Below are 21,646 nucleotides of genomic sequence, written 5' to 3'. Positions count from 1 at the left end.
CCGGTTGGCCGAATAGGGGGGAAGCCGACCGGTCGATCGCCGCGCGGCGGGGGACGACGTTGCGGCAGGGTTCGGCGGCGGGTTCGGGTCGAGGGGGATCGTCCCGCCGTCGAACCTCCTCCCCCGGGGTGGTGAATCTCCACCGGGGTGGGGCAATCTTCAACCCTGAGTAGTCAGTCGATTACGCACTCATGATTGGCTGGGCCGGCCATGCATGAGAGGGCGGATTTGGTGATCGATGCGTTGGGGCGGCGAGGCAACCTGCCCGCCGAGACGAGCACCTTCATGGGACGGGACGAGGACCTGGCCGAGGTGGGGCGGCTGCTACAGGAGGAGTCCCTGGTCACGCTGACCGGGGTCGCGGGGGTCGGGAAGACCCGGCTCGCGCTCAAGGCGGCGGGGGAGTTGCCCGGCGGCGCCTGGCTGGCCGAGCTGTCCGGCGAGCGCAACGGCGCCCTGCTGGCCCACACGATCGGCGCCGCGATCGGCCTGCCCGAGCAGGCCGCCCGCCCCCAAGGGGACGTCCTCGCCGAGCATCTCGCCGACCGCCGGATGCTGCTGATCCTCGACACGTGCGAGCACCTTCTCGGCCCGTGCCGCGAGCTGGTCGGCCAGATCCTGCGGGCGGCTCCCGGCGTGCGCGTCCTGGCCACCAGCAGGCAGCCCCTCGGCCTCCCGGGCGAGCGCGTCCACACCGTACGCCCGCTCCCGGTCACCGCCGAGGACTGCGACGCCGTACGGCTGTTCCGTGACCGGGCCCGCGCCGTATGTCCCGGGTTCGAGCCCTCTGACGCCGTCGTACGGCTCTGCCGCCGCCTGGACGGCGTGCCGCTCGCGCTCGAACTCGCCGCCGGTCGGCTGCGCGCCCTGACCGCGGGCGAGCTGCTCGACCACATGGACGACCGCTTCTCGCTGCTCGCCGGGCGGGGCCGTACCGGCAGGCACCGGACGCTGCGCACCGCGGTCGGGTGGAGCCATGAGCTGTGCACCCCGGAGGAACGGCTGCTGTGGGCCCGGCTCTCCGTTTTCGCCGGGACGTTCGACGCCGCCGCGGCCGCGGACGTCTGCGCCGACGAGCGGCTGCGCGGCGTGCCCGGCCTGCTCTCCCGGCTCGCCGACAAGTCCGTACTGATCCGGCACGGCCAGCGGTTCCGGATGCTCGGCATGATGCGGGACTACGGCCGGGAGTGGCTCCGCGCGATCGATGAGGAACGCGCGGTCGTCCGCCGCCACCGCGAGCACTCCCTTGCCCTGCGGCGCGGGATGCGTCACCCCGGACGGCGCGCCTGCGGCGACCCGGCCAGGAGGCCCGAGTCCAGCCGCCCGCACCCCGGCCCGGGACACTGAACCGGCTCCGGGCGGCTACTCCGGCCGGGTGAGCCAGACGTCGATCTCGCCGAGGAGCTCCTTCTTGAGTGAGTCGGGCGCCGTGGACGAGCGGATCGACTGCCGGGCCAGCTCGGCGACCTCCGCGTCGCGGAAGTCGTAGACGTCCCGCGCGAGCTCGTACTGCGGGAGCAGCCGGGCCCCGAACAGCAGCGGGTCGTCCGCGCCGAACGCGATCGGCACCCCCGCGTCGAACAGCTTGCGCACCGGCACGTCGTGCGGGCTCTCGGCCACGCCGAGCCCGACGTTCGACAGCGGGCACACCTCGCACGCGATCTGCCGGTCGGCGAGGCTTTCGAGCAGCCGGTCGTCCTCGGCCGCGCGGATGCCGTGCCCCACCCGGTCGGCGTCCAGGTCGTAGACGCACTCGGCGACGCTGGCCGCGCCCATCAGCTCTCCCCCGTGCGGCACGGCCAGCAGCCCGGCCCGTTTGGCGATCCGGAACGCGGTGTCGAACTCGCGGGCACGGCCGCGCCGCTCGTCGTTCGACAGGCCGAACCCCACCACGCCCCGCCCCGCGTACTGCGCGGCCAGCCGGGCCAGGGTCCGCGAGTCGAGGGGATGCCGGGTGCGGTTGGCCGCCACGATCACCGCGACGCCCACGCCCGAGGAGGCCGAGGCCCGCGCCGCGGCGTCGAGCACCAGCTCGAGCGTCGAGGTCAGCCCGCCGAATCGCGCGGCGTACCCGGACGGGTCCACCTGGATCTCCAGCCAGCGCGACCCCTCGGCGGCCTCGTCCTCCGCCGCCTCCTTGAGCAGCCGGTAGACGTCCTCGGGGCGCCGCAGCACCGATCGGGCGATGTCGTACAACCGCTGGAACCTGAACCAGCCCCGCTCGTCGGTCGCGCGCAGCTTCGGCGGCCAGTCCTGCACCAGCGCGTCGGGAAGGTGGACCCCGTGCTCCTGGGCCAGCTCGATCAGCGTCGAATGCCGCATCGAGCCGGTGAAGTGAAGGTGCAGGTGGGCCTTGGGGAGCGTGACGAGAGAGCGCGGCATTTCCATATCCTGCCGCATTCGCGTCTCAACCTGGTCCGGCCTTCGCGCGTTGTGGACGGACGAAAGGGGAGCTGATGACCGAAGAAGACGAGGCGGCCTTCGACGAGTTCCTGGCCGCCCGGAGCACCGCCCTGCTCCGCACCGCGGTCCTGGTCTGCGGCGCGTCCCCCCACGATGCCGAGGACCTGGTCCAGAGCGCCCTGGAGAAGGTGTACCGGCACTGGCCGCGCATCAGGCGCGACAACCCCGAGGCGTACGCGCGTCGCGTCGTCGTGAACGCCGCCATCAGCAGGGCCCGGAGGAGGCGGGTGATCCAGGAGATCACCTTCGCCAGCCCTCCGGACACGCCCGTGGAGTCGCCGGACCCCGGCCTGCGCGAGCTGCTGCTCGCGGAGCTCGGGAAGCTCCCGGCGCGGATGCGGGCCGTGCTGGTCCTGCGCTACTGGGAGGACATGTCCGAGGCCGAGACGGCGGCGGCGCTCGGCTGCTCGGCCGGGACCGTGAAGAGCCAGGCCGCCCGTGGCCTGGCGCGAATCCGCACACGTCTCGCAACACTGGAAGGAGTGTCAGCATGAACGTGGAAGAGACGCTGAAGGAGGCGATGGCCTCCCGGGTGGCCGCCGTCCAGGCCCCGCCTTCGATGGGGCAGCGCATCCGGCGGCGCAGCCGCCGCAACGTGGTCAGGTTTCGTACGGCGGGAGCGGCGCTCCTGACGGTCGCCGTCGCCGGAGCCGTTCCCGTGTACCTTTCCGCGACCTCCGGCCCGGCCCCGGCGCAGGTCGGAGCGCCCGCCGCCGAAACGCCCGAGTCCGCGGCCGACGACATCGCCGTCTCGGGGAACGCCGTACCGAACGTGGTCGGTTTGCGCGTGGACGAGGTCCTGCCCGCGCTGAAGGCCGCGGGCTTCAAGGCGGATTGGAAGAAGGTTGTCACCGACGGGGCCCCGCACGGAACGATCACCGAGCAGAAGCCGGCCGCCGGGGCCGTGGCCCCGGAGGGATCCACGGTGGAGGTCACCATTGCGACGAGGGCCGCGCCTGATCCGTCGGCGACACCCACCACGGACGAACTACCGCAGGACCTCGGCGACCTGGGTGACGGCCGGACCTTCGGCGGCGTCCACTTCGGCTACCTCCCTGCTGGCCTCGAATGGGGCAAGTGGTCCGGCAAGAACGGGTTCGGCGACACGAGCTACACGACCACGTGGGACGAGCCGAGCAAGACGGGCAGCGGCGAGTACTCCGTGCAGGCCGTGGTCTACCAGGGGAAGGCCGCCCGTGCCCGGCGCGGCATCGCGAAGGGCGACCCGGTGACGATCCACGGCAGGCAGGGATACCTCGGCCGGCTCACCGAAGGCGGCGAGCTGGTCGCGGAGAGGGCGGAGGACAACACCCTCACCCTCGTCTGGTTCCCCCGCGCCGACCGCGCGGTCGAGATCATGATGAGTCCCACGTTCGCCACGAAGCTGGGTGACGCGGACAAGACGGAGATCCAGAAGATCGCCGAGGGGGTGGTCGTCCGGAACTGACCGTCCCGCGACTCGCCCGCGCCTCTGTGCTTCGTCGGGTTTCCACAGGGACGCCTTGCCCGGCCGCTTTGCGGCCGGGCAACCCTTTTCCCGCCTGGGGCGTACAAGAGGACATGACACTGGACAGAGCCGAGTGAATCCTCCCGAGGGGTTCGCGGAGTTCGTGGCTGCCCGGGGCACGAGCCTGCTGCGCACGGCGTATCTCGCCTGCGACTCCCCAGACGAGGCCGAGGACGTCCTCCAGAGCGCGCTGGAACGGGCCTGCCGCAACTGGCACCGGCTCCGCGCGGACGCCGCACCGGAGCCTTACGTCCGAAAGATCATCATTAATCTTGCGATCAGCCGCGCCCGGCGCCGCGCGATCCTGCAGTTCATCCCGACGCACTCCCCGCCCGACCGGCCCGCGCCGGCCACCTCGGACGTCGAGCTGCGCCAGATCCTCGTGGACGGCCTGCGCATCCTCCCACCGCGCCAGCGCGCTGTCGTCGTACTCAGGTACTGGGAGGACCTGACCGAGTCCCAGACCGCCCAGATCCTCGGGTGCTCCATCGGCACGGTGAAGAGCCAGGCGTTCAAGGCACTCGTACGGCTCCGCGCGTGGCTCGGTGAGGAGGTGACCGGCCTTGTCGGATCTTGAGAGTCGGCTCAGGCACGCCATGACCGAGGCGACGGCCGAGCTGCGGATCGCCCCCGACCTCGCCGACCGGGTCGTCCGGCGTACCCGCCGGAGGAAGACCGCGAGGGCGGCGACGACGGCCGCCGCCGTCGTCTCTGTCGTACTGGCCGCGGTCCCGGCGTACCACGTGATCCAGGAACAGCGGCACGTGGTCTCCGTCACGGCGGCGGAGAACGTGGACGGCGTCGAGGTGCGCGACCTTCCCGACGGATTCGGGCGGCCCGCGACATTCGAGGTGAACGATCACGGTCTGCGGGGGAAGGCCGCCCGCTGGAGCCAGGGCGATCGCACCATCCAGGTCACCGTCTACCGGCCGAAGGATCTCGCGGGCGGCTACCTCGACCTCCAGCAGCGCGGGTTCCTGCCCGGCGGCACGCTCTGGCGGCACCGCGGAGGCGGCCTGATGTCCGCCGGCCGCGACGACCTGATTTGGTGGGAGCGGGACGGCCTGGTGCTGCGGGTGACGACTTCGGCCTCCGCCAAGAAGTACCTCGAACCGGTGGCGATGGGCCTGCACGTGCCCTGGGATCCCATCCTGGACACGATGCGTGTGACCTACATGCCGGCACGCTACCGCCTGGTCTCCGGCGAGCCGCGGGGGATCCTCGACGGGCTCGGCCGGTGGTGGAGCGATGATCAGAACGCCTCCATGGCCGTCGAGGTCGTGCGCGGTGACCGGGCGAAGGACCTGAGCGCGCTGCGCCGGGTCGCCTGGCCGACCAACGAGGAGTTCCTTGACGTGCGGGCGACCACCGTAGGCCGGGCCCGCGCCATGGAGGGACGTGTCGTGGGCGATGGCGGAAGGCTCAACCAGGGCCGGATGCTCATGTGGCTCATCGAGCCCGGCCTCGGCATGCGGATCTGGGCGGTGGGCGCGACCGAGGACGAGATGCGGCGGGTGGCCGAGGGCATCGAGCCGGCTCCACCGCTGGCCGGGCCCTCTGTGGACGGCGTCGAGGTGCCCCCCGCCCTCCGATCCGTGCCGGAGGCGGCCAGGGGCCGCGCACTGGGGTGGAACTGGACCACCACGACCACGTACTGGGGGCATCCCCCCGGCAAGGGCTGGTACGTCGCCCTGTCCGTCCACCGAGGTGGGCTCGTCGGCACCGACCTGTGGCGGAAGGACGCTTTCCGCACGACACCCGAAACCGCGACCGTCGGCGGCGTCCGCGGCCTCCGGGCCGACTCCACCACGACGGTGCGGGTCGGCGGCCGGCCGCGGCTCATGTGGACCCGGAGCTTCGCCTGGGAGCCGCGGACCGGCCTCGCCGTCGTGGTGACCACAGCCGAGGACACCGTGTCCTCGACCGCGCATCCCGATCTCGACCTCGACCGGCTGGTACGCAGCCTCGGCGCCCGGCAGCCGTAGGGGCGGAAACGCCGGAAAGGCCCGGGCCGTGATGGTCCGGGCCTTTTCGTCTAGAAGAGGTCGCTCAGTGCGCCTCGGCGAGCAGCTTGGCCACGCGGCTGACGCCCTCGACCAGGTCGTCGTCGCCCAGCGCGTACGACAGCCGGAAGTAGCCGGGGGTGCCGAACGCCTCACCCGGCACCAGCGCCACCTCGGACTCTTCGAGGATCAGCTCGGCCAGCTCGGCGGAGGAGGCCGGCCGCCGGCCGCGCAGCTCCTTGCCCAGCAGCGCCTTCACCGACGGGTACGCGTAGAACGCGCCCAGCGGCTCGGGGCACACCATGCCCGGGATCTCGTTGAGCATCCGGACCATGGTCTGCCGGCGACGGTCGAACGCCTCGCGCATCATCGCCACGGCGGAAAGGTCGCCGGAGACGGCGGCGAGCGCGGCGGCCTGCCCCACGTTCGACACGTTGGAGGTGGCGTGCGACTGCAGGTTCGTCGCGGCCTTCACCACGTCGGACGGCCCGATGAGCCAGCCCACCCGCCAGCCGGTCATCGCGTACGTCTTCGCCACGCCGTTCAGGACGACCACGCGCTCGCGCAGCTCGGGCACGGCCGTGGCGATGCTGGAGAAGGAGGCGCCGCCGTACACGAGGTGCTCATAGATCTCGTCGGTGACGACCCACAGGCCCTTGTCCAGCGCCCAGCGGCCGATCTCCTCGACCTGCGCGGGCGAGTAGACGGCGCCCGTCGGGTTGGACGGCGAGACGAACAGCAGCGCCTTGGTCCGCTCGGTCAGCTTCTCCTCAAGCTGCTCGACCGACGCGAGATAGCCCGTCGTCTCGTCGGTCACGACGTCAACCTGGACACCGCCCGCGAGCTTGATCGCCTCCGGGTACGTCGTCCAGTACGGGGCGATGACAAGCACCTCGTCACCCGGGTCCAGCAAGGTGGCGAACGCCTCGTAGACGGCCTGCTTGCCGCCGTTGGTCACCAGGACCTGGGAGGCGTCCACCTGGAACCCGGAGTCGCGCAGCGTCTTCTCGGCGATCGCCTGCTTGAGCTCGGGCAGGCCGCCGGCCGGCGTGTACTTGTGGAACCGGGGGTTCCGGCACGCCTCGACGGCCGCCTCGACGATGTAGTCGGGCGTCGGGAAGTCGGGCTCGCCCGCGCCGAAGCCGATGACCGGGCGACCGGCCGCCTTCATGGCCTTGGCCTTGGCGTCCACGGCCAGCGTCGCGGACTCTGAGATCGCGGAAATGCGCGCGGAGATGCGAGGTCGGGTCATGCCTCCATCGTTTCAGACCTGCGGGAATCCTTCCGCCGCTTACCACCATCTGGACAGTCGGCCGGGTAGCTTTGAACCGCGCGGACGATCTGGTTCGACGAAGTCGCCATTCCCACGTACACTTCTGCGTCTAGTGGGCCACGACGGGAACGTTCGGCAATGTCGATCCGTTTCTCCGGTATGGTGGTGCACGGCTTAGGGCACTAGCGCAATTGGTAGCGCACCGGTCTCCAAAACCGGCGGTTGGGGGTTCGAGTCCCTCGTGCCCTGCGGAGTGCGGTCCGCGCACCAACTGGCGTGAAAGCGCGCCGCAAGTTGCGATGGACACGACGGATCAGGTGAGGACTGTGGCGATCGACACCCGCGGTGAGACCGCAGGAAAGCCAGGCAAGCCAAGCGGTGAGAAGAAGGCAAAGCGCACCTCTCCCGCACTTTTCTACCGGCAGGTTGTCGCCGAACTGCGTAAGGTCATCTGGCCGAGGCGTAAGGACCTGATCACTTATACCTCTGTGGTCCTCGGCTTTGTTCTAATCATGGTCGCGATCGTGGCCGGGATAGACTTCCTGCTGACGAAGGGTGTGTTGGCGGTCTTCGGCGGATCGTGATCCGACCCTGATCGTCGCACGTCATGTCACCGACGAAAGAGGAAGAGTCACCGTGTCCGAGTCCCCGCTGCCGGTCGATGGCTCCCGCGAAGAGTGGGAGACCGAGCCGGACGAGGCCGTAGAGAAGGTCGACGACACCGCTGCCGCCGGCGAGCACGGCGCTGACGCTGACGTTGACGCCGACTCGGGCGACGCCGTGGCAGAGGTCGACGAGGACGGCGATGTCGTCCCGGAGGTCGACCCCGTCGAGGAGTTCAAGCGTCAGCTCCGCGGCCAGTTCGGCGAGTGGTACGTCATCCACTCGTACGCCGGCTACGAGAACCGCGTGAAGCAGAACATCGAGAGCCGTACCAGCTCCCTCAACATGGAGGACTACATCTTCCAGGTCGAGGTGCCGACCCACACGATCACTGAGTTCAAGGGCGGCAAGAAGACTCCGATCAAGGAGCGTGTGCTTCCGGGGTATGTGCTGGTCCGGATGGACCTCACCGACGAGTCCTGGGCCGCGGTGCGCAACACGCCCGGCGTCACCGGCTTCGTCGGGCTGTCGAACAAGCCGAGCCCGCTCAACCTCGACGAGGTCGCCAAGCTGCTGGCGCCCGAGCCGGCCGAGGAAGTGAAGAAGGCGGCCTCCAAGGCGACCGCCGCGACCGTCGACTTCGAGGTCGGCGAGTCCGTCACTGTCATGGACGGCCCGTTCGCCACGCTGCCCGCCACGGTCAGCGAGATCAGCATCGAGTCCCAGAAGCTCAAGGTGCTCGTGTCGATCTTCGGCCGCGAGACCCCTGTCGAGCTGTCGTTCAACCAGGTCTCCAAGATCTGACGGCCTGGCATACACTCCTAAGTCGTCCTCACGGTCGTGAGGGTGGGCCTGGGCGGCGGCACCGTTAGCGGTGCCGCCGTGTCCTCACGTGGTGAGGGCCCGGGCTGAGAGATTCAAGTTAGTCAAGGACCCGGAGAGAGCATGCCTCCCAAGAAGAAGATCGCGGCCCTGGTCAAGGTCCAGCTTCCCGCTGGCCAGGCCACGCCCGCGCCGCCGGTCGGTACCGCGCTCGGTCCGCACGGCGTCAACATCATGGACTTCGTCAAGCAGTACAACGCTGCGACGGAGGCTCAGCGGGGCAACATCATCCCCGTCGAGATCACGATCTACGAAGACCGCAGCTTCACCTTCATCACGAAGACGCCGCCGGCGCCTGAGCTGATCAAGAAGGCCGCCGGTCTGCAGAAGGGCAGCGCGAACCCGCACAAGGACAAGGTGGGCAAGCTCACCAAGGACCAGCTGCGTCAGATCGCCGAGACCAAGATGCAGGACCTCAACGCCAACGACATCGAGGCTGCTGAGAAGATCATCGCCGGCACCGCCCGGTCGATGGGCATCACCATCGCCGAGTAGTACCCGACCGACGAAGACAGCACTGTGGCAGGGCCCGCGCAGGCCCGGACCACGAACTCCATGAGGAGCGAGAAGTGAAGCGCAGCAAGAGCTGGAAGAACGCGGCCGAACTGGTCGACCGCGACAGCCTGTACAGCCCGATTGAGGGTGTCCGGCTGGCCAAGAAGACCGCGACCGCCAAGTTCGACGCCACCGTCGAGGTCGCCCTGCGTCTGGGCGTCGACCCGCGCAAGGCCGACCAGATGGTCCGCGGCACCGTCAACCTCCCGCACGGCACCGGTAAGACCGCCCGGGTCCTGGTCTTCGCGACCGGCGACCGTGCCGAGGAGGCTCGCGCCGCGGGCGCCGACATCGTCGGCGCCGACGAGCTGATCGACGAGGTGGCCAAGGGCCGGCTCGACTTCGACGCCGTCGTCGCCACGCCGGACCTGATGGGCAAGGTCGGCCGCCTCGGCCGCGTGCTCGGTCCACGTGGTCTCATGCCCAACCCGAAGACCGGGACCGTGACCCCGGCCGTCGGCAAGGCTGTCACCGACATCAAGGGCGGCAAGATCGAGTTCCGTGTCGACCGGCACGCGAACCTGCACTTCATCATCGGCAAGGCGTCCTTCGGTGAGCGTCAGCTCGTCGAGAACTACGCCGCCGCCCTCGACGAGGTGCTGCGTCTCAAGCCGTCGGCCGCCAAGGGCCGTTACCTCAAGAAGGTCACCTTCACCACGTCCATGGGCCCCGGCATCCCGGTCGACCCGAACGTGACGCGGTCGCTGACCGCCGAGATCGACGCCTGATCTCATCTGTCGACGAGAACCCCCGTCCGGGCATCCGGGCGGGGGTTCTCGCGTGTACGGCCCCAGAACTGCGGAGTCCGGCTGCGATATGTCGGAATATTGCGGGGATATAGCGCAGGTCGCGCAGATAGCGCGCGAGCGCCATAGGGTCGAGAGCAGTCGTCCGTAAAGAAAGGACAAAGACATGCGTCGACTTCTGCTGGCCGCCGGGGCGGCCGCCGTAATCGGTGTCGTGGGGTGCGCCCCCGCCGCCACGTCTCTGGGCAACGTGAGGTTGTCCGCGTCCGAGGTGCTGCAGCAGGCCTCCCAGAAGGCGCAGGAGGTCACCTCCTACACCGCCGACCTCGTCGTGGACCTCTCGGCCGGCGCGGACCGCACCGGCATCATCCAGGGCAAGCTGCGCTCCCAGCAGAAGCCCACGCTGGCCACCGACCTCACCCTCGACCAGATCACCTTCGCCGGCCAGAACGTCCCCGGCGGGCTCCGGGTGATCCTTGTGGGCGACACGGTGTACCTGAAGTCCGACGCCCTCAAGACCCTGCTGGGCAACACCAAGCCGTGGATCAAGGTGGACCTCAAGGAAGTCGGCGACGCCCGAGGCGTCAACGTGGACGAAGTCCTCGGCCGGGCCCAGCAGATCGACCTCAAGACCAGCGCGGCGCTCCTGACCGCCTCCAAGGACGCCAAGGCCGTCGGCGCCGAGCAGGTGGGCGGCGTGGACACCACGCACTACTCGGGCACGTTCCCGGTGGCCGAGGCCGTGAAGCAGCTCGCCCCCGAGGAGCGCGTCAAGGCGGAGGGCGGCCTGGCCAAGGTCGACGACATGAAGTTCGACGCGTGGATCGACGCCGACGGCCTGCCCCGGAAGGTCACGCTGAAGGGCGGCCCCACCGACAAGGGCGCGTTCAACGCCACCGTCGCCTTCACCTCGTTCAACGAGCCCACGACGATCAAGGCGCCTTCCGCGGACGAGGTCGGAGAGCTGCCGCGGAACCTCCACGCTCAGTGATTTGGCATCAGGCGGATTGATGCCCTACTGTGGCGTTTGCCAAAGACCGCCGGTCGTCGCCGGGCTGCCACCAGTCCGATGACCGAAGGATCCACTCTGTGGGCGACCCGCGTAGGTGTGATGTGAGCTTCCGGGCGCGTGCGCGCGCCTGTGCCAGCCCCGTGCGCCTGCGCCGGGGCTCCTCCTTTTTCGGACGCCTTCGCCGGTGGCACATCTGGAAGGAGGCCCATGGCGAGGGCGGATAAGGCGATCGCGGTTGCCGAACTCGAGAGCGAGTTCGAGGGCTCCAGCGGCGCCGTTCTGACCGAGTACCGCGGTCTCACCGTCGCGCAGCTCAAGGAGCTGCGCGTTGCTCTCGGTGGGAATGCGAAGTTCGCCGTGGCGAAGAACACGCTGGCTAAGATCGCGGCTCAGAACGCCGGGATCAACGCCCTGGACGAGCTGCTCCAGGGCCCGACCGCGATCGCGTTCGTCAAGGGCGACGTGGTCGAGGCGGCCAAGGGTCTGCGTGACTTCGCCAAGGCCAACCCCCTTCTGGTGATCAAGGGTGGCGTCGTCGACGGCAAGTCGATGACCCCGGCCGAGATCTCCAAGCTTGCCGACCTTGAGTCCCGCGAGGTTCTCCTCGCGAAGCTGGCCGGTGCGCTGAAGGCGAAGCAGTCCCAGGCTGCCGCCACCTTCGCCGCGCTGCCCACCAACATGGCTCGACTGGCCGAGGCCCTGCGCGCCAAGCGCGAAGAGGCCGGCGAGTAGGTCCGTCCACGACGGGCCTGGGGGGAAGCGCACACCGCGGTCCCTGAACTTTTTTGCTAGATCCACACGGAGGAACACACCATGGCGAAGCTCAGCACCGACGAGCTGCTCGAGTCCTTCAAGGAGATGACCCTCCTTGAGCTGTCCGACTTCGTGAAGCTCTTCGAGGAGACCTTCGACGTCAAGGCCGCCGCTCCGGTCGCCGTCGCCGCCGCCCCGGCTGCCGGTGGCGCCGCCGCTGAGGAGGCCGAGGAGCAGGACGAGTTCGACGTCATCCTCGAGGCCGCCGGCGACAAGAAGATCCAGGTCATCAAGGAGATCCGCGCCCTCACCAGCCTGGGTCTCAAGGAGGCCAAGGACCTCGTGGACGGCGCTCCGAAGGCCGTCTTCGACGGCAAGGTCAACAAGGAGCAGGCGGAGAAGGCCAAGGCTGCCCTGGAGGGCGCCGGCGCCACCGTCAGCGTCAAGTAACACTGACGTTTTTCCGCGAAAGGGCGGTCACCTTCGGGTGGCCGCCCTTTCCGCGTTCATACGGCCGCGCCCGCTCCGGCCGGAATGTGTAGCGGGAGACCCTCCGGCGTGCGATGACATGGTCGGGGGTGATGCATCGGTGGGACGGACGCTGATCGCGGGGCTGACGGTACTCGTGGCGGGGCTGGCCGCGGCCGCGCTGTTGCTCGGGGTGGCCCGGAACGAGGCGCGGCAGGACGAGCGGGACCGCCAGGCTGCCGTCCGGGCGGCCGCCGTCCACGCGGCCGCCCTGCTCACACTGGACCACCGCACGGTGGACCAGGACGTGGCGCGGCTCGTCGCCACCTCGACCGGGCAGGCCCGCGACGGCTACGTGAAGGGCCGGGACGCGATGCGACAGGCCGCCCTCCGGCGCGAGGTCTCGCAGGCCGGGGTGCTGCGCGCGGCCGGCCTCGTGTCGATGGCGGACGGCGGACGCTCCGCCGAGGTCATGGTCGTGGGCGACGCGTTGATCCGCTGGGGAGCGGACGGTAAGAGGGGCGGCGGCGACCCGGGCGGGGCGGGCGAGCCCGAGGAACGTGCCTACCGATGGCGCATGGAGGTGGCCAAGGTGGGGGACCGCTGGCTGGTCTCCAGGGCGGAGTTGGTGCAGTGAGACGGACTCTCGCCGTGCTGCTCGCCGCCGCGGCGGCCGGCCTCGCCGCCACCGTGGCCTGGCTGTACGCGGATCTGGGCCGCCTTCAGGGCGATGTCTCGGCCGGGCGGGAGGCTGTGACCGCGGCCCGCTCGTATGCGGCGGACATGCTGTCCTACGACTACCGGACGATGGACGAGGATCTCGCCCGGGCGAGGAGCCACACGACCGGAGCGCTGGCCGCACGCTATGCCCGGCTCGCCGCCACGCTGCCGCGGCTCGCCCGCCAGCGGCAGGAGGTACGGCAGGCCGTCGTGGCGGGCGCCGCGGTCGAGTCGGCGACCTCCGAGGAGGTCCGGATATTGGTTTTCCTGAACACGGTCACCAGTGGGCGCGAAACCGGACAGGACCGGCCGACCCAGGAGGTCGGGCAGAACCGGCTCCGTCTCGTGATGAGCAGGGAGAACGGCCGCTGGCTGGTCTCTGATCTCTCCACGCTCCTGGGCGACACGCCCGTTCTCGGGGCCCCTTAATTCAATTGTTAGCAAAGACTATGTTTGGCGCTGGCTACGGCAGGACATATCGATCACTGGCAGTGTCGACCGTTGGTCAGCGTTCGGCTCGCCACGTGACAGAGCGTTAGCCGGACGGGCTCGCGGGTATCGTCTGGGTCCGGTGACGTTCGACGGCTCATGTGAGCGGGAAAACGCAGCGTGCTGGGCATTAGTCGGCCGAAATGTCGGGCCTCGGGCTTGACGTATCGCCGCTGACGGGTGATGCTGCCACCAACGTGGAGCGCAGAGCGAGAGCGGAGTGGACAGGTGTATGCCCATCGGCTACACTGCCCCTTTGCGCTGCCCTTTGACGACCCGCTTCTCTGAGTAACTCTGTTGCATGGTCGTCTGGCGTGCGTGTAGTCAGTCCGCGAGCCCTCGGAAGGACATCTGTTGGCAGCCTCGCGCAACGCCTCCGCCGTACCCGCCGGTCCCCGTACCGTGTCGTTCGCACGTATCGAGGAGCCACTCGAAGTTCCCGACCTTCTTGCCCTGCAGACCGAGTCGTTTGACTGGCTGCTCGGCAACGAGAAGTGGAAGGGTCGGGTCGAGGCGGCTCGCCAGGCCGGGCGCAAGGACGTTCCGGCCCAGTCAGGTCTCGAAGAGATCTTCGAGGAGATCAGTCCCATCGAGGACTTCTCCGGAACCATGTCCCTGTCGTTCCGCGACCATCGGTTCGAGCCGCCCAAGTACTCGGTCGACGAGTGCAAAGACAAGGACATGACCTACTCCGCCCCGATGTTCGTCACGGCGGAGTTCATCAATAACACCACCGGTGAGATCAAGAGCCAGACGGTGTTCATGGGCGACTTCCCGCTCATGACCTCGAAGGGCACTTTCATCATCAACGGCACCGAGCGTGTCGTGGTCTCCCAGCTGGTGCGGTCCCCGGGTGTCTACTTCGACCGTTCGGTCGACAAGACCTCCGACAAGGACCTGTTCGGCTGCAAGGTGATCCCTTCCCGCGGCGCCTGGCTCGAGTTCGAGATCGACAAGCGTGACAGCGTCGGCGTTCGCATCGACCGCAAGCGCAAGCAGCCCGTCACGGTGCTGCTCAAGGCGCTCGGCTGGACGAGCGAGCAGATTCTGGAGCGTTTCGGCCAGTACGAGTCGATGCGGGCGACCCTGGAGAAGGACCACACGTCCGGCCAGGACGATGCTCTGCTCGACATCTACCGCAAGCTGCGTCCGGGCGAGCCTCCGACCAAGGAGTCCGCGCAGACGCTGCTGGAGAACCTGTACTTCAATCCCAAGCGTTACGACCTCGCGAAGGTCGGGCGTTACAAGATTAACAAGAAGCTCGGTGTCGACGCCGACATCACTCAGGGCACGCTGACCGACGAGGACATCGTCTCCACGATCGAGTACATCGTGCGCCTGCACGCCGGCGAGGAGACCATGGGTCCCGACGGCTCGGTGATCGTCGAGACGGACGACATCGACCACTTCGGCAACCGCCGTCTGCGCACGGTGGGCGAGCTCATCCAGAACCAGGTCCGCCTGGGCCTGGCCCGCATGGAGCGCGTCGTCCGTGAGCGCATGACGACCCAGGACGTCGAGGCGATCACGCCGCAGACCCTGATCAACATCCGCCCGGTCGTGGCGTCGATCAAGGAGTTCTTCGGCACCTCCCAGCTGTCCCAGTTCATGGACCAGACGAACCCGCTGGCCGGTCTGACGCACAAGCGTCGTCTCTCGGCCCTGGGTCCGGGCGGTCTGTCCCGTGAGCGGGCCGGCTTCGAGGTCCGTGACGTGCACCCGTCCCACTACGGCCGCATGTGCCCGATCGAGACGCCGGAAGGCCCGAACATCGGTCTGATCGGCTCGCTGTCGTCCTTCGGCCGGGTCAACTCCTTCGGTTTCGTGGAGACGCCGTACCGCCGGGTCACCGACGGCCGGGTCACCGACGAGATCGACTACCTGACCGCGGACGTGGAGGACAGGCACGTCGTCGCCCAGGCCAACACGACCCTGAACGCCGACGGCTCCTTCGCCGACAGCCGCGTGCTCGCCCGCCGGAAGGGCGGCGAGTTCGAGGCCGTCCACCCGTCCGAGGTCGACTACATGGACGTCTCGCCGCGCCAGATGGTGTCGGTCGCGACCGCCATGATTCCGTTCCTCGAGCACGACGACGCCAACCGCGCGCTCATGGGCTCGAACATGCAGCGCCAGTCGGTGCCCCTGCTCAAGAGCGAGGCCCCGCTGGTCGGCACGGGCATGGAGTACCGCGCCGCCACGGACGCCGGTGACGTCATCAGCGCCGAGAAGCCCGGTGTGGTCGAGGAGGTCTCCGCCGACTACGTCACCGTGATGAACGACGACGGCACGCGCACCACTTACCGTGTCGCGAAGTTCAAGCGTTCCAACCAGGGCACCTGCTTCAACCAGAAGCCGATCGTGCACGAGGGCGACCGGGTCGAGGTCGGCCAGGTCGTCGCCGACGGTCCCTGCACCGACACCGGCGAGATGGCGCTCGGCAAGAACCTGCTCGTCGCGTTCATGCCGTGGGAGGGTCACAACTACGAGGACGCGATCATCCTGTCCCAGCGCCTGGTGCAGGACGACGTGCTCTCCTCGATTCACATCGAGGAGCACGAGGTCGACGCCCGTGACACCAAGCTCGGCCCCGAGGAGATCACCCGGGACATCCCGAACGTCTCCGAGGAGGTCCTCGCCGACCTCGACGAGCGCGGCATCATCCGCATCGGCGCCGAGGTCACGACCGGTGACATCCTCGTCGGCAAGGTCACTCCCAAGGGTGAGACCGAGCTGACCCCGGAGGAGCGGCTGCTGCGCGCGATCTTCGGTGAGAAGGCGCGCGAGGTTCGCGACACCTCCCTGAAGGTGCCGCACGGCGAGTCCGGCAAGGTCATCGGCGTCCGCGTGTTCAGCCGCGAGGAGGGCGACGAGCTTCCGCCCGGCGTGAACGAGCTGGTCCGCGTGTACGTGGCCCAGAAGCGTAAGATCACCGACGGCGACAAGCTCGCCGGCCGTCACGGCAACAAGGGTGTCATCTCCAAGATCCTCCCCGTGGAGGACATGCCGTTCCTCGAGGACGGCACGCCGGTCGACATCGTCCTGAACCCGCTGGGCGTTCCGGGACGAATGAACGTCGGCCAGGTGCTGGAGACCCACCTCGGCTGGATCGCGGCCCGAGGGTGGGACGTCTCCGGCGTCGAGGAGGCCTGGGCGGAGCGCCTGCGTGAGAAGGGGCTCGGCAAGGTCGAGCCGCGCACCAACGTGGCCACCCCGGTGTTCGACGGTGCCCACGAGGAGGAGATCGTCGGCCTGCTGAGCAACACCCTGGTCAACAGGGACGGTTCACGCATGGTCGGCGAGAACGGCAAGGCGCGGCTGTTCGACGGCCGTTCCGGCGAGCCGTTCCCGCACCCGATCTCGGTCGGCTACATCTACATCCTGAAGCTGCTCCACCTGGTCGACGACAAGATCCACGCGCGGTCGACCGGTCCGTACTCCATGATCACCCAGCAGCCGCTCGGCGGTAAGGCCCAGTTCGGTGGCCAGCGCTTCGGTGAGATGGAGGTGTGGGCCCTCGAGGCCTATGGCGCCGCGTACGCGCTGCAGGAGCTGCTGACGATCAAGTCGGACGACGTTCTCGGCCGCGTGAAGGTCTACGAGGCCATCGTCAAGGGCGAGAACATCCCCGAGCCGGGCATCCCCGAGTCGTTCAAGGTCCTCATCAAGGAAATGCAGTCGCTCTGCCTCAACGTCGAGGTCCTGTCGAGCGATGGCATGTCCATCGAGATGCGGGACACCGACGAGGACGTCTTCCGTGCCGCTGAGGAACTCGGCATCGACCTGTCCCGGCGTGAGCCGAGCAGTGTCGAAGAGGTCTGATCTAGAAGCTGAGGGGATCAAAAGTGCTAGACGTCAACTTCTTCGACGAACTGCGGATCGGCCTTGCGACGGCTGACGACATTCGTCAGTGGTCGCATGGCGAGGTGAAGAAGCCAGAGACGATCAACTACCGGACGCTCAAGCCGGAAAAGGACGGGCTCTTCTGCGAGAAGATCTTCGGCCCGACCCGGGACTGGGAGTGCTACTGCGGTAAGTACAAGCGCGTCCGGTTCAAGGGCATCATCTGTGAGCGCTGCGGCGTCGAGGTGACCCGGGCCAAGGTGCGCCGTGAGCGGATGGGCCACATCGAGCTGGCCGCTCCGGTCACGCACATCTGGTACTTCAAGGGTGTTCCTTCGCGCCTGGGCTACCTGCTGGACCTGGCGCCGAAGGACCTCGAGAAGGTCATCTACTTCGCGGCGTACATGATCACGCACGTAGACAAGGAGATGCGCGACCGCGACCTGCCGTCGCTGGAGGCGAAGATCTCCGTCGAGCGGCAGCACGTCGAGCAGCGCCGTGACGCGGACATCGAGGCCAGGCAGAAGAAGCTCGAGGCCGACCTGGCCGAGCTCGAGGCCGCCGGTGCCAAGGGGGACGCGCGGCGCAAGGTGCGTGAGGGAGCCGACCGCGAGATGCGGCAGCTCCGCGACCGCGCCCAGCGTGAGCTGGACCGCCTCGACGAGGTGTGGAGCCGGTTCAAGAACCTCAAGGTCCAGGACCTGGAGGGCGACGAGCTGCTCTACCGCGAGATGCGCGACCGGTTCGGCCGGTACTTCCGCGGCGGCATGGGCGCCCAGGCGATCCAGGAGCGGCTGAACAGCTTCGACCTGGATGCCGAGGCCGAGAACCTGCGCGAGACCATCCGCAGCGGCAAGGGCCAGAAGAAGGCTCGCGCCCTCAAGCGGCTCAAGGTCGTCGCGGCGTTCCTCAACACGCGGAACTCGCCGAGTGGCATGGTCCTGGACTGCATCCCGGTCATCCCGCCGGACCTGCGCCCGATGGTGCAGCTCGACGGTGGCCGGTTCGCGACCTCCGACCTGAACGACCTGTACCGCCGGGTCATCAACCGGAACAACCGCCTCAAGCGTCTGCTCGACCTCGGCGCGCCCGAGATCATCGTGAACAACGAGAAGCGGATGCTCCAGGAGGCCGTCGACGCGCTGTTCGACAACGGCCGCCGCGGCCGTCCGGTCACGGGCCCGGGCAACCGTCCGCTGAAGTCCCTCAGCGACATGCTGAAGGGTAAGCAGGGACGCTTCCGTCAGAACCTGCTGGGCAAGCGTGTCGACTACTCCGGCCGTTCGGTCATCGTCGTCGGCCCGCAGCTCAAGCTGCACCAGTGCGGCCTGCCCAAGCAGATGGCGCTGGAGCTGTTCAAGCCGTTCGTGATGAAGCGTCTGGTCGACCTGAACCACGCGCAGAACATCAAGTCGGCCAAGCGCATGGTCGAGCGCGCCCGCCCGGTCGTGTGGGACGTGCTCGAAGAGGTCATCACCGAGCACCCGGTGCTGCTCAACCGTGCGCCGACGCTGCACCGCCTGGGCATCCAGGCCTTCGAGCCGCAGCTCGTCGAGGGCAAGGCCATCCAGATCCACCCGCTCGTCTGCACCGCGTTCAACGCGGACTTCGACGGTGACCAGATGGCCGTGCACCTGCCGCTGTCGGCCGAGGCTCAGGCCGAGGCACGCATCCTGATGCTGTCGACGAACAACATCCTCAAGCCGGCCGACGGCAAGCCGGTGACGATGCCCACCCAGGACATGGTCATCGGTCTGTACTGGCTGACCACCCAGAAGGACGGCGCCCTGGGCGAGGGTCGCGTGTTCGCCACCGTGGCGGAGGCGCTCATGGCGTTCGACCGTCGCGAGCTGGACCCGCAGGCCAAGATCCAGGTGCGGCTCAAGGACGTCCCGCCGCCGCGCGGCTGGGAGGCTCCGGAGGGCTGGGAGGCCGGTCAGCCGATCCGGCTGGAGACCACGCTCGGTCGGGCTCTGTTCAACCAGACCCTGCCCGGCAACTACCCCTTCGTGAACTACCAGGTCGGCAAGAAGCAGCTCTCTGCCATCGTCAACGAGCTGGCCGAGCGGTACCCGAAGGTCGAGGTCGCGCAGGCGCTGGACGCGCTGAAGGACGCGGGCTTCTACTGGGCCACGCGCGCCGGTGTCACCATCTCGATCGAGGACGTCGTCGCCCCGCCGAACAAGGCCGCGATCATGGAGTCGTACGAGAAGCGCGCGGACAAGGTCCAGCGTGAGTACGACCGCGGTCTGATCACGGACGAGGAGCGCCGTCAGGAGCTCATCGAGATCTGGACCCACGCCACCGCGGACGTCGAGACCGACATGGTCAACGCGTTCCCGGCGACGAACCCGGTCTGGATGATGGTCAACTCCGGCGCCCGCGGTAACAAGATGCAGGTCCGGCAGATCGCGGGCATCCGCGGTCTGGTGTCCAACACCAAGGGTGAGACGATCCCGCGGCCGATCAAGTCCTCCTTCCGCGAGGGCCTGTCGGTGCTGGAGTACTTCATCTCCACCCACGGCCAGCGGAAGGGTCTGGCGGACACCGCGCTGCGGACCGCCGACTCGGGTTACCTGACCCGTCGTCTGGTCGACGTCGCCCAGGACGTCATCGTCCGCGAGATCGACTGCGGCACCGACCGCGCGGTCCCGCTGCACGTCGGCGAGCGGGACGCCCAGGGCAACCTGGTCAAGGCCGAGAACGCCGAGAGCAACGTGCACGGCCGCATCCTGGCCGAGGACGTCGAGGTGGACGGCAAGCTCATCGCGTCGGCCGGCGTGGACATCAACGACGCCGCGGTCACCGCGCTCGTCGCGGCGGGCGTGGAGACGGTCCGGACCCGCAGCACGCTGGTGTGCGAGGCCAAGATCGGCGTCTGCGCCACCTGCTACGGCCGTTCGCTGGCCACCGGCAAGCTGGTCGACGTCGGCGAGGCCGTCGGCATCATCGCCGCCCAGTCGATCGGTGAGCCGGGCACCCAGCTCACGATGCGGACCTTCCACACCGGTGGTGTGGCGGGCGCCGACATCACCCACGGTCTGCCGCGTGTCCAGGAGCTGTTCGAGGCCCGCATCCCCAAGGGTGTGGCCCCGATCAGCGAGGTCACCGGCCGGGTCAGGATCGACGAGACCGACAAGACCCGCAAGATCGTCATCACTCCGGACGACGGCTCCGAGGAGATCGCCTACCCGGTTTCGATGCGGTCGCGTCTGCTGGTCACCGAGGGGCAGCGCGTCGAGGTCGGCCAGCTGCTGATCGCGGGTGCGCGCAACCCGAACGAGGTGCTGCGCATCCTCGGCCCGCGCGCCGTGCAGCTCCACCTGGTGGACGAGGTCCAGCAGGTGTACCGCTCGCAGGGTGTGTCGATCCACGACAAGCACATCGAGGTCATCGTCCGGCAGATGCTCAAGCGCGTGAACGTGCTGGAGTCGGGTGACACCGAGCTGCTGCCCGGTGAGCTCGTCGAGCGGCCGCGCTTCGAGCAGATGAACCGTCAGACCGTGGCGGAGGGCGGCCAGCCGGCCTCCGGCCGTCCGGTCCTGATGGGCATCACGAAGGCCTCGCTGGCGACCGAGTCCTGGCTGTCGGCGGCGTCCTTCCAGGAGACGACGCGGGTCCTCACCGACGCGGCGATCCACGCCAAGTCGGACTCGCTGCTCGGCCTCAAGGAGAACGTCATCATCGGTAAGCTCATCCCGGCCGGTACGGGCATGCCCCAGTACCGCAACATCCGGGTGGAGCCGACCGAGGAGGCCAAGGCCGCGATGTACACGGTCGGTGGCTACGACGGCTCCGCCGCGGAGTACACCTTCGGTACCGGCAGTGGCGAGGCCGTGCCGCTGGAGGAATACGACTTCGGCCAGTACGGCCGCTAGTCAGGCGACGGAAGCGCCCGGCATCTGGAAGCCCAGATGCCGGGCGCTTCCGCGTACGGGGCCGTACAAGCGGAGCGGCGGGAGTCTGTCGGACACGCGTGGCCGACCGGCGCCGGCCCGCATCGGCGGAATTGCACGGAAGGGCGCGTCGTTCGGGTATAATCGCTCCGAGCTTGTAGTGACCTGCGGCAGAGTGGGTCACGCGGACCATGACACGAATCATGAGCCACCCCCCGCATCCGTTTTGACGTGTTGCGAGGGGCTGGGTAGTCTTTTCCTTCGTGCCCATGGTTCATGGGCTCGCATGCGTGTGCTTGAAGAGTCGTCCCCGATGCCGGGGGTGGGCGCGAGCGCCGCAGGACTCCTCCAGATCGACCGGGTCCGACCGGGTGTGGTGCGACAAGTGCGCGACACGCCCGAGCGCGGGGGTCGAAGGGGTTCCAAAACCAGCAGG

General features: G+C 68.6%; 18 protein-coding genes and 1 tRNA gene. 17 read left to right on the top strand and 2 right to left on the bottom strand.

The features are described 5' to 3' along the window. Nucleotides 1-231: 231 nt before the first annotated feature. Nucleotides 232-1,347: an ATP-binding protein gene (locus tag AWQ71_RS09980; RefSeq protein ID WP_157570263.1), complete on the top strand. Its 1,116-nt coding sequence runs from the start codon at nucleotides 232-234 to the stop codon at nucleotides 1,345-1,347. A 15-nt stretch (nucleotides 1,348-1,362) separates the two neighbouring features. On the opposite strand, the gene AWQ71_RS09975 is transcribed toward AWQ71_RS09980, so the two are convergent. Further along, nucleotides 1,363-2,388: an adenosine deaminase gene (locus AWQ71_RS09975; protein WP_174550694.1), complete on the bottom strand. Its 1,026-nt coding sequence runs from the start codon at nucleotides 2,386-2,388 to the stop codon at nucleotides 1,363-1,365. A gap of 68 nt (nucleotides 2,389-2,456) precedes the next feature. Between AWQ71_RS09975 and AWQ71_RS09970 the strand changes: the two genes are divergently transcribed. The 4 genes from AWQ71_RS09970 to AWQ71_RS09955 all read left to right on the top strand — a co-directional run bounded on the left by AWQ71_RS09970 (nucleotide 2,457) and on the right by AWQ71_RS09955 (nucleotide 5,955). Next, complete coding sequence (locus tag AWQ71_RS09970) at nucleotides 2,457-2,957, top strand: SigE family RNA polymerase sigma factor (protein ID WP_067130117.1); 501 nt, start codon at nucleotides 2,457-2,459, stop codon at nucleotides 2,955-2,957. Further along, entirely contained in the window at nucleotides 2,954-3,910 is a 957-nt protein-coding gene (locus tag AWQ71_RS09965) for a PASTA domain-containing protein (protein ID WP_067130114.1), read from the top strand. Before AWQ71_RS09970 ends, AWQ71_RS09965 begins: the two co-directional genes overlap by 4 nt. Before the next feature lie 133 nt (nucleotides 3,911-4,043). Beyond that, complete coding sequence (locus AWQ71_RS09960; protein WP_067130111.1) at nucleotides 4,044-4,547, top strand: SigE family RNA polymerase sigma factor; 504 nt, start codon at nucleotides 4,044-4,046, stop codon at nucleotides 4,545-4,547. Further along, a complete protein-coding gene (locus AWQ71_RS09955; protein ID WP_157570262.1) occupies nucleotides 4,534-5,955 on the top strand; it encodes a hypothetical protein in 1,422 nt (473 codons plus the stop codon). The genes AWQ71_RS09960 and AWQ71_RS09955 overlap by 14 nt, the downstream gene beginning before the upstream one ends. 64 nt (nucleotides 5,956-6,019) lie before the next feature. On the opposite strand, the gene AWQ71_RS09950 is transcribed toward AWQ71_RS09955, so the two are convergent. Next, entirely contained in the window at nucleotides 6,020-7,225 is a 1,206-nt protein-coding gene (locus AWQ71_RS09950; RefSeq protein ID WP_067130105.1) for a pyridoxal phosphate-dependent aminotransferase, read from the bottom strand. 197 nt (nucleotides 7,226-7,422) lie between these two features. Between AWQ71_RS09950 and AWQ71_RS09945 the strand changes: the two genes are divergently transcribed. From AWQ71_RS09945 to AWQ71_RS09890, 12 genes are all read left to right on the top strand, one after another. Beyond that, nucleotides 7,423-7,495, top strand: a tRNA-Trp gene (locus AWQ71_RS09945). A gap of 77 nt (nucleotides 7,496-7,572) precedes the next feature. Continuing rightward, the gene (secE, locus tag AWQ71_RS09940; RefSeq protein ID WP_067130467.1) at nucleotides 7,573-7,830 is read left to right on the top strand and encodes a preprotein translocase subunit SecE; all 258 of its coding nucleotides are present in this window, start codon (nucleotides 7,573-7,575) and stop codon (nucleotides 7,828-7,830) included. A 52-nt stretch (nucleotides 7,831-7,882) separates the two neighbouring features. Next, on the top strand, nucleotides 7,883-8,653 hold the full coding sequence (gene nusG / locus AWQ71_RS09935) for a transcription termination/antitermination protein NusG (protein WP_067130102.1): 771 nt from the start codon (nucleotides 7,883-7,885) through the stop codon (nucleotides 8,651-8,653). 141 nt (nucleotides 8,654-8,794) lie between these two features. After that, nucleotides 8,795-9,226, top strand: a complete 432-nt coding sequence (rplK, locus tag AWQ71_RS09930; RefSeq protein ID WP_067130099.1) for a 50S ribosomal protein L11 — start codon at nucleotides 8,795-8,797, stop codon at nucleotides 9,224-9,226. Nucleotides 9,227-9,300: 74 nt separating this feature from the next. Next, on the top strand, nucleotides 9,301-10,014 hold the full coding sequence (gene rplA, locus AWQ71_RS09925; RefSeq protein ID WP_067130096.1) for a 50S ribosomal protein L1: 714 nt from the start codon (nucleotides 9,301-9,303) through the stop codon (nucleotides 10,012-10,014). A 184-nt stretch (nucleotides 10,015-10,198) separates the two neighbouring features. Further along, nucleotides 10,199-11,023: an SCO4651 family lipoprotein gene (locus AWQ71_RS09920; protein WP_084258735.1), complete on the top strand. Its 825-nt coding sequence runs from the start codon at nucleotides 10,199-10,201 to the stop codon at nucleotides 11,021-11,023. Nucleotides 11,024-11,251: 228 nt separating this feature from the next. Further along, nucleotides 11,252-11,776 carry a 50S ribosomal protein L10 gene (rplJ, locus tag AWQ71_RS09915; protein WP_067130093.1) on the top strand — a complete coding sequence of 175 codons (525 nt, stop codon included), beginning with the start codon at nucleotides 11,252-11,254 and terminating at the stop codon, nucleotides 11,774-11,776. An 81-nt stretch (nucleotides 11,777-11,857) separates the two neighbouring features. Next, a complete protein-coding gene (gene rplL, locus AWQ71_RS09910) occupies nucleotides 11,858-12,247 on the top strand; it encodes a 50S ribosomal protein L7/L12 (RefSeq protein WP_067130090.1) in 390 nt (129 codons plus the stop codon). Nucleotides 12,248-12,386: 139 nt separating this feature from the next. Next, on the top strand, nucleotides 12,387-12,902 hold the full coding sequence (locus AWQ71_RS09905) for an Rv1363c family protein (RefSeq protein ID WP_067130087.1): 516 nt from the start codon (nucleotides 12,387-12,389) through the stop codon (nucleotides 12,900-12,902). Further along, complete coding sequence (locus AWQ71_RS09900) at nucleotides 12,899-13,414, top strand: Rv1363c family protein (RefSeq protein WP_084258734.1); 516 nt, start codon at nucleotides 12,899-12,901, stop codon at nucleotides 13,412-13,414. The genes AWQ71_RS09905 and AWQ71_RS09900 overlap by 4 nt, the downstream gene beginning before the upstream one ends. Nucleotides 13,415-13,828: 414 nt before the next feature. Next, nucleotides 13,829-17,293 (top strand): DNA-directed RNA polymerase subunit beta, encoded by a 3,465-nt coding sequence (gene rpoB / locus AWQ71_RS09895; RefSeq protein ID WP_067130083.1) that lies wholly within the window; start codon nucleotides 13,829-13,831, stop codon nucleotides 17,291-17,293. A gap of 23 nt (nucleotides 17,294-17,316) precedes the next feature. Next, complete coding sequence (locus tag AWQ71_RS09890; protein ID WP_067130080.1) at nucleotides 17,317-21,192, top strand: DNA-directed RNA polymerase subunit beta'; 3,876 nt, start codon at nucleotides 17,317-17,319, stop codon at nucleotides 21,190-21,192. Nucleotides 21,193-21,646 lie beyond the last annotated feature (454 nt).

The sequence above is a fragment of the Microtetraspora malaysiensis genome (genome assembly GCF_001528665.1).
Classification (GTDB): domain Bacteria; phylum Actinomycetota; class Actinomycetes; order Streptosporangiales; family Streptosporangiaceae; genus Microtetraspora_A; species Microtetraspora_A malaysiensis.
The sequence above is the reverse complement of the archived record's forward strand: the minus strand, read 5'-3'. Positions and strand labels throughout refer to the sequence as shown.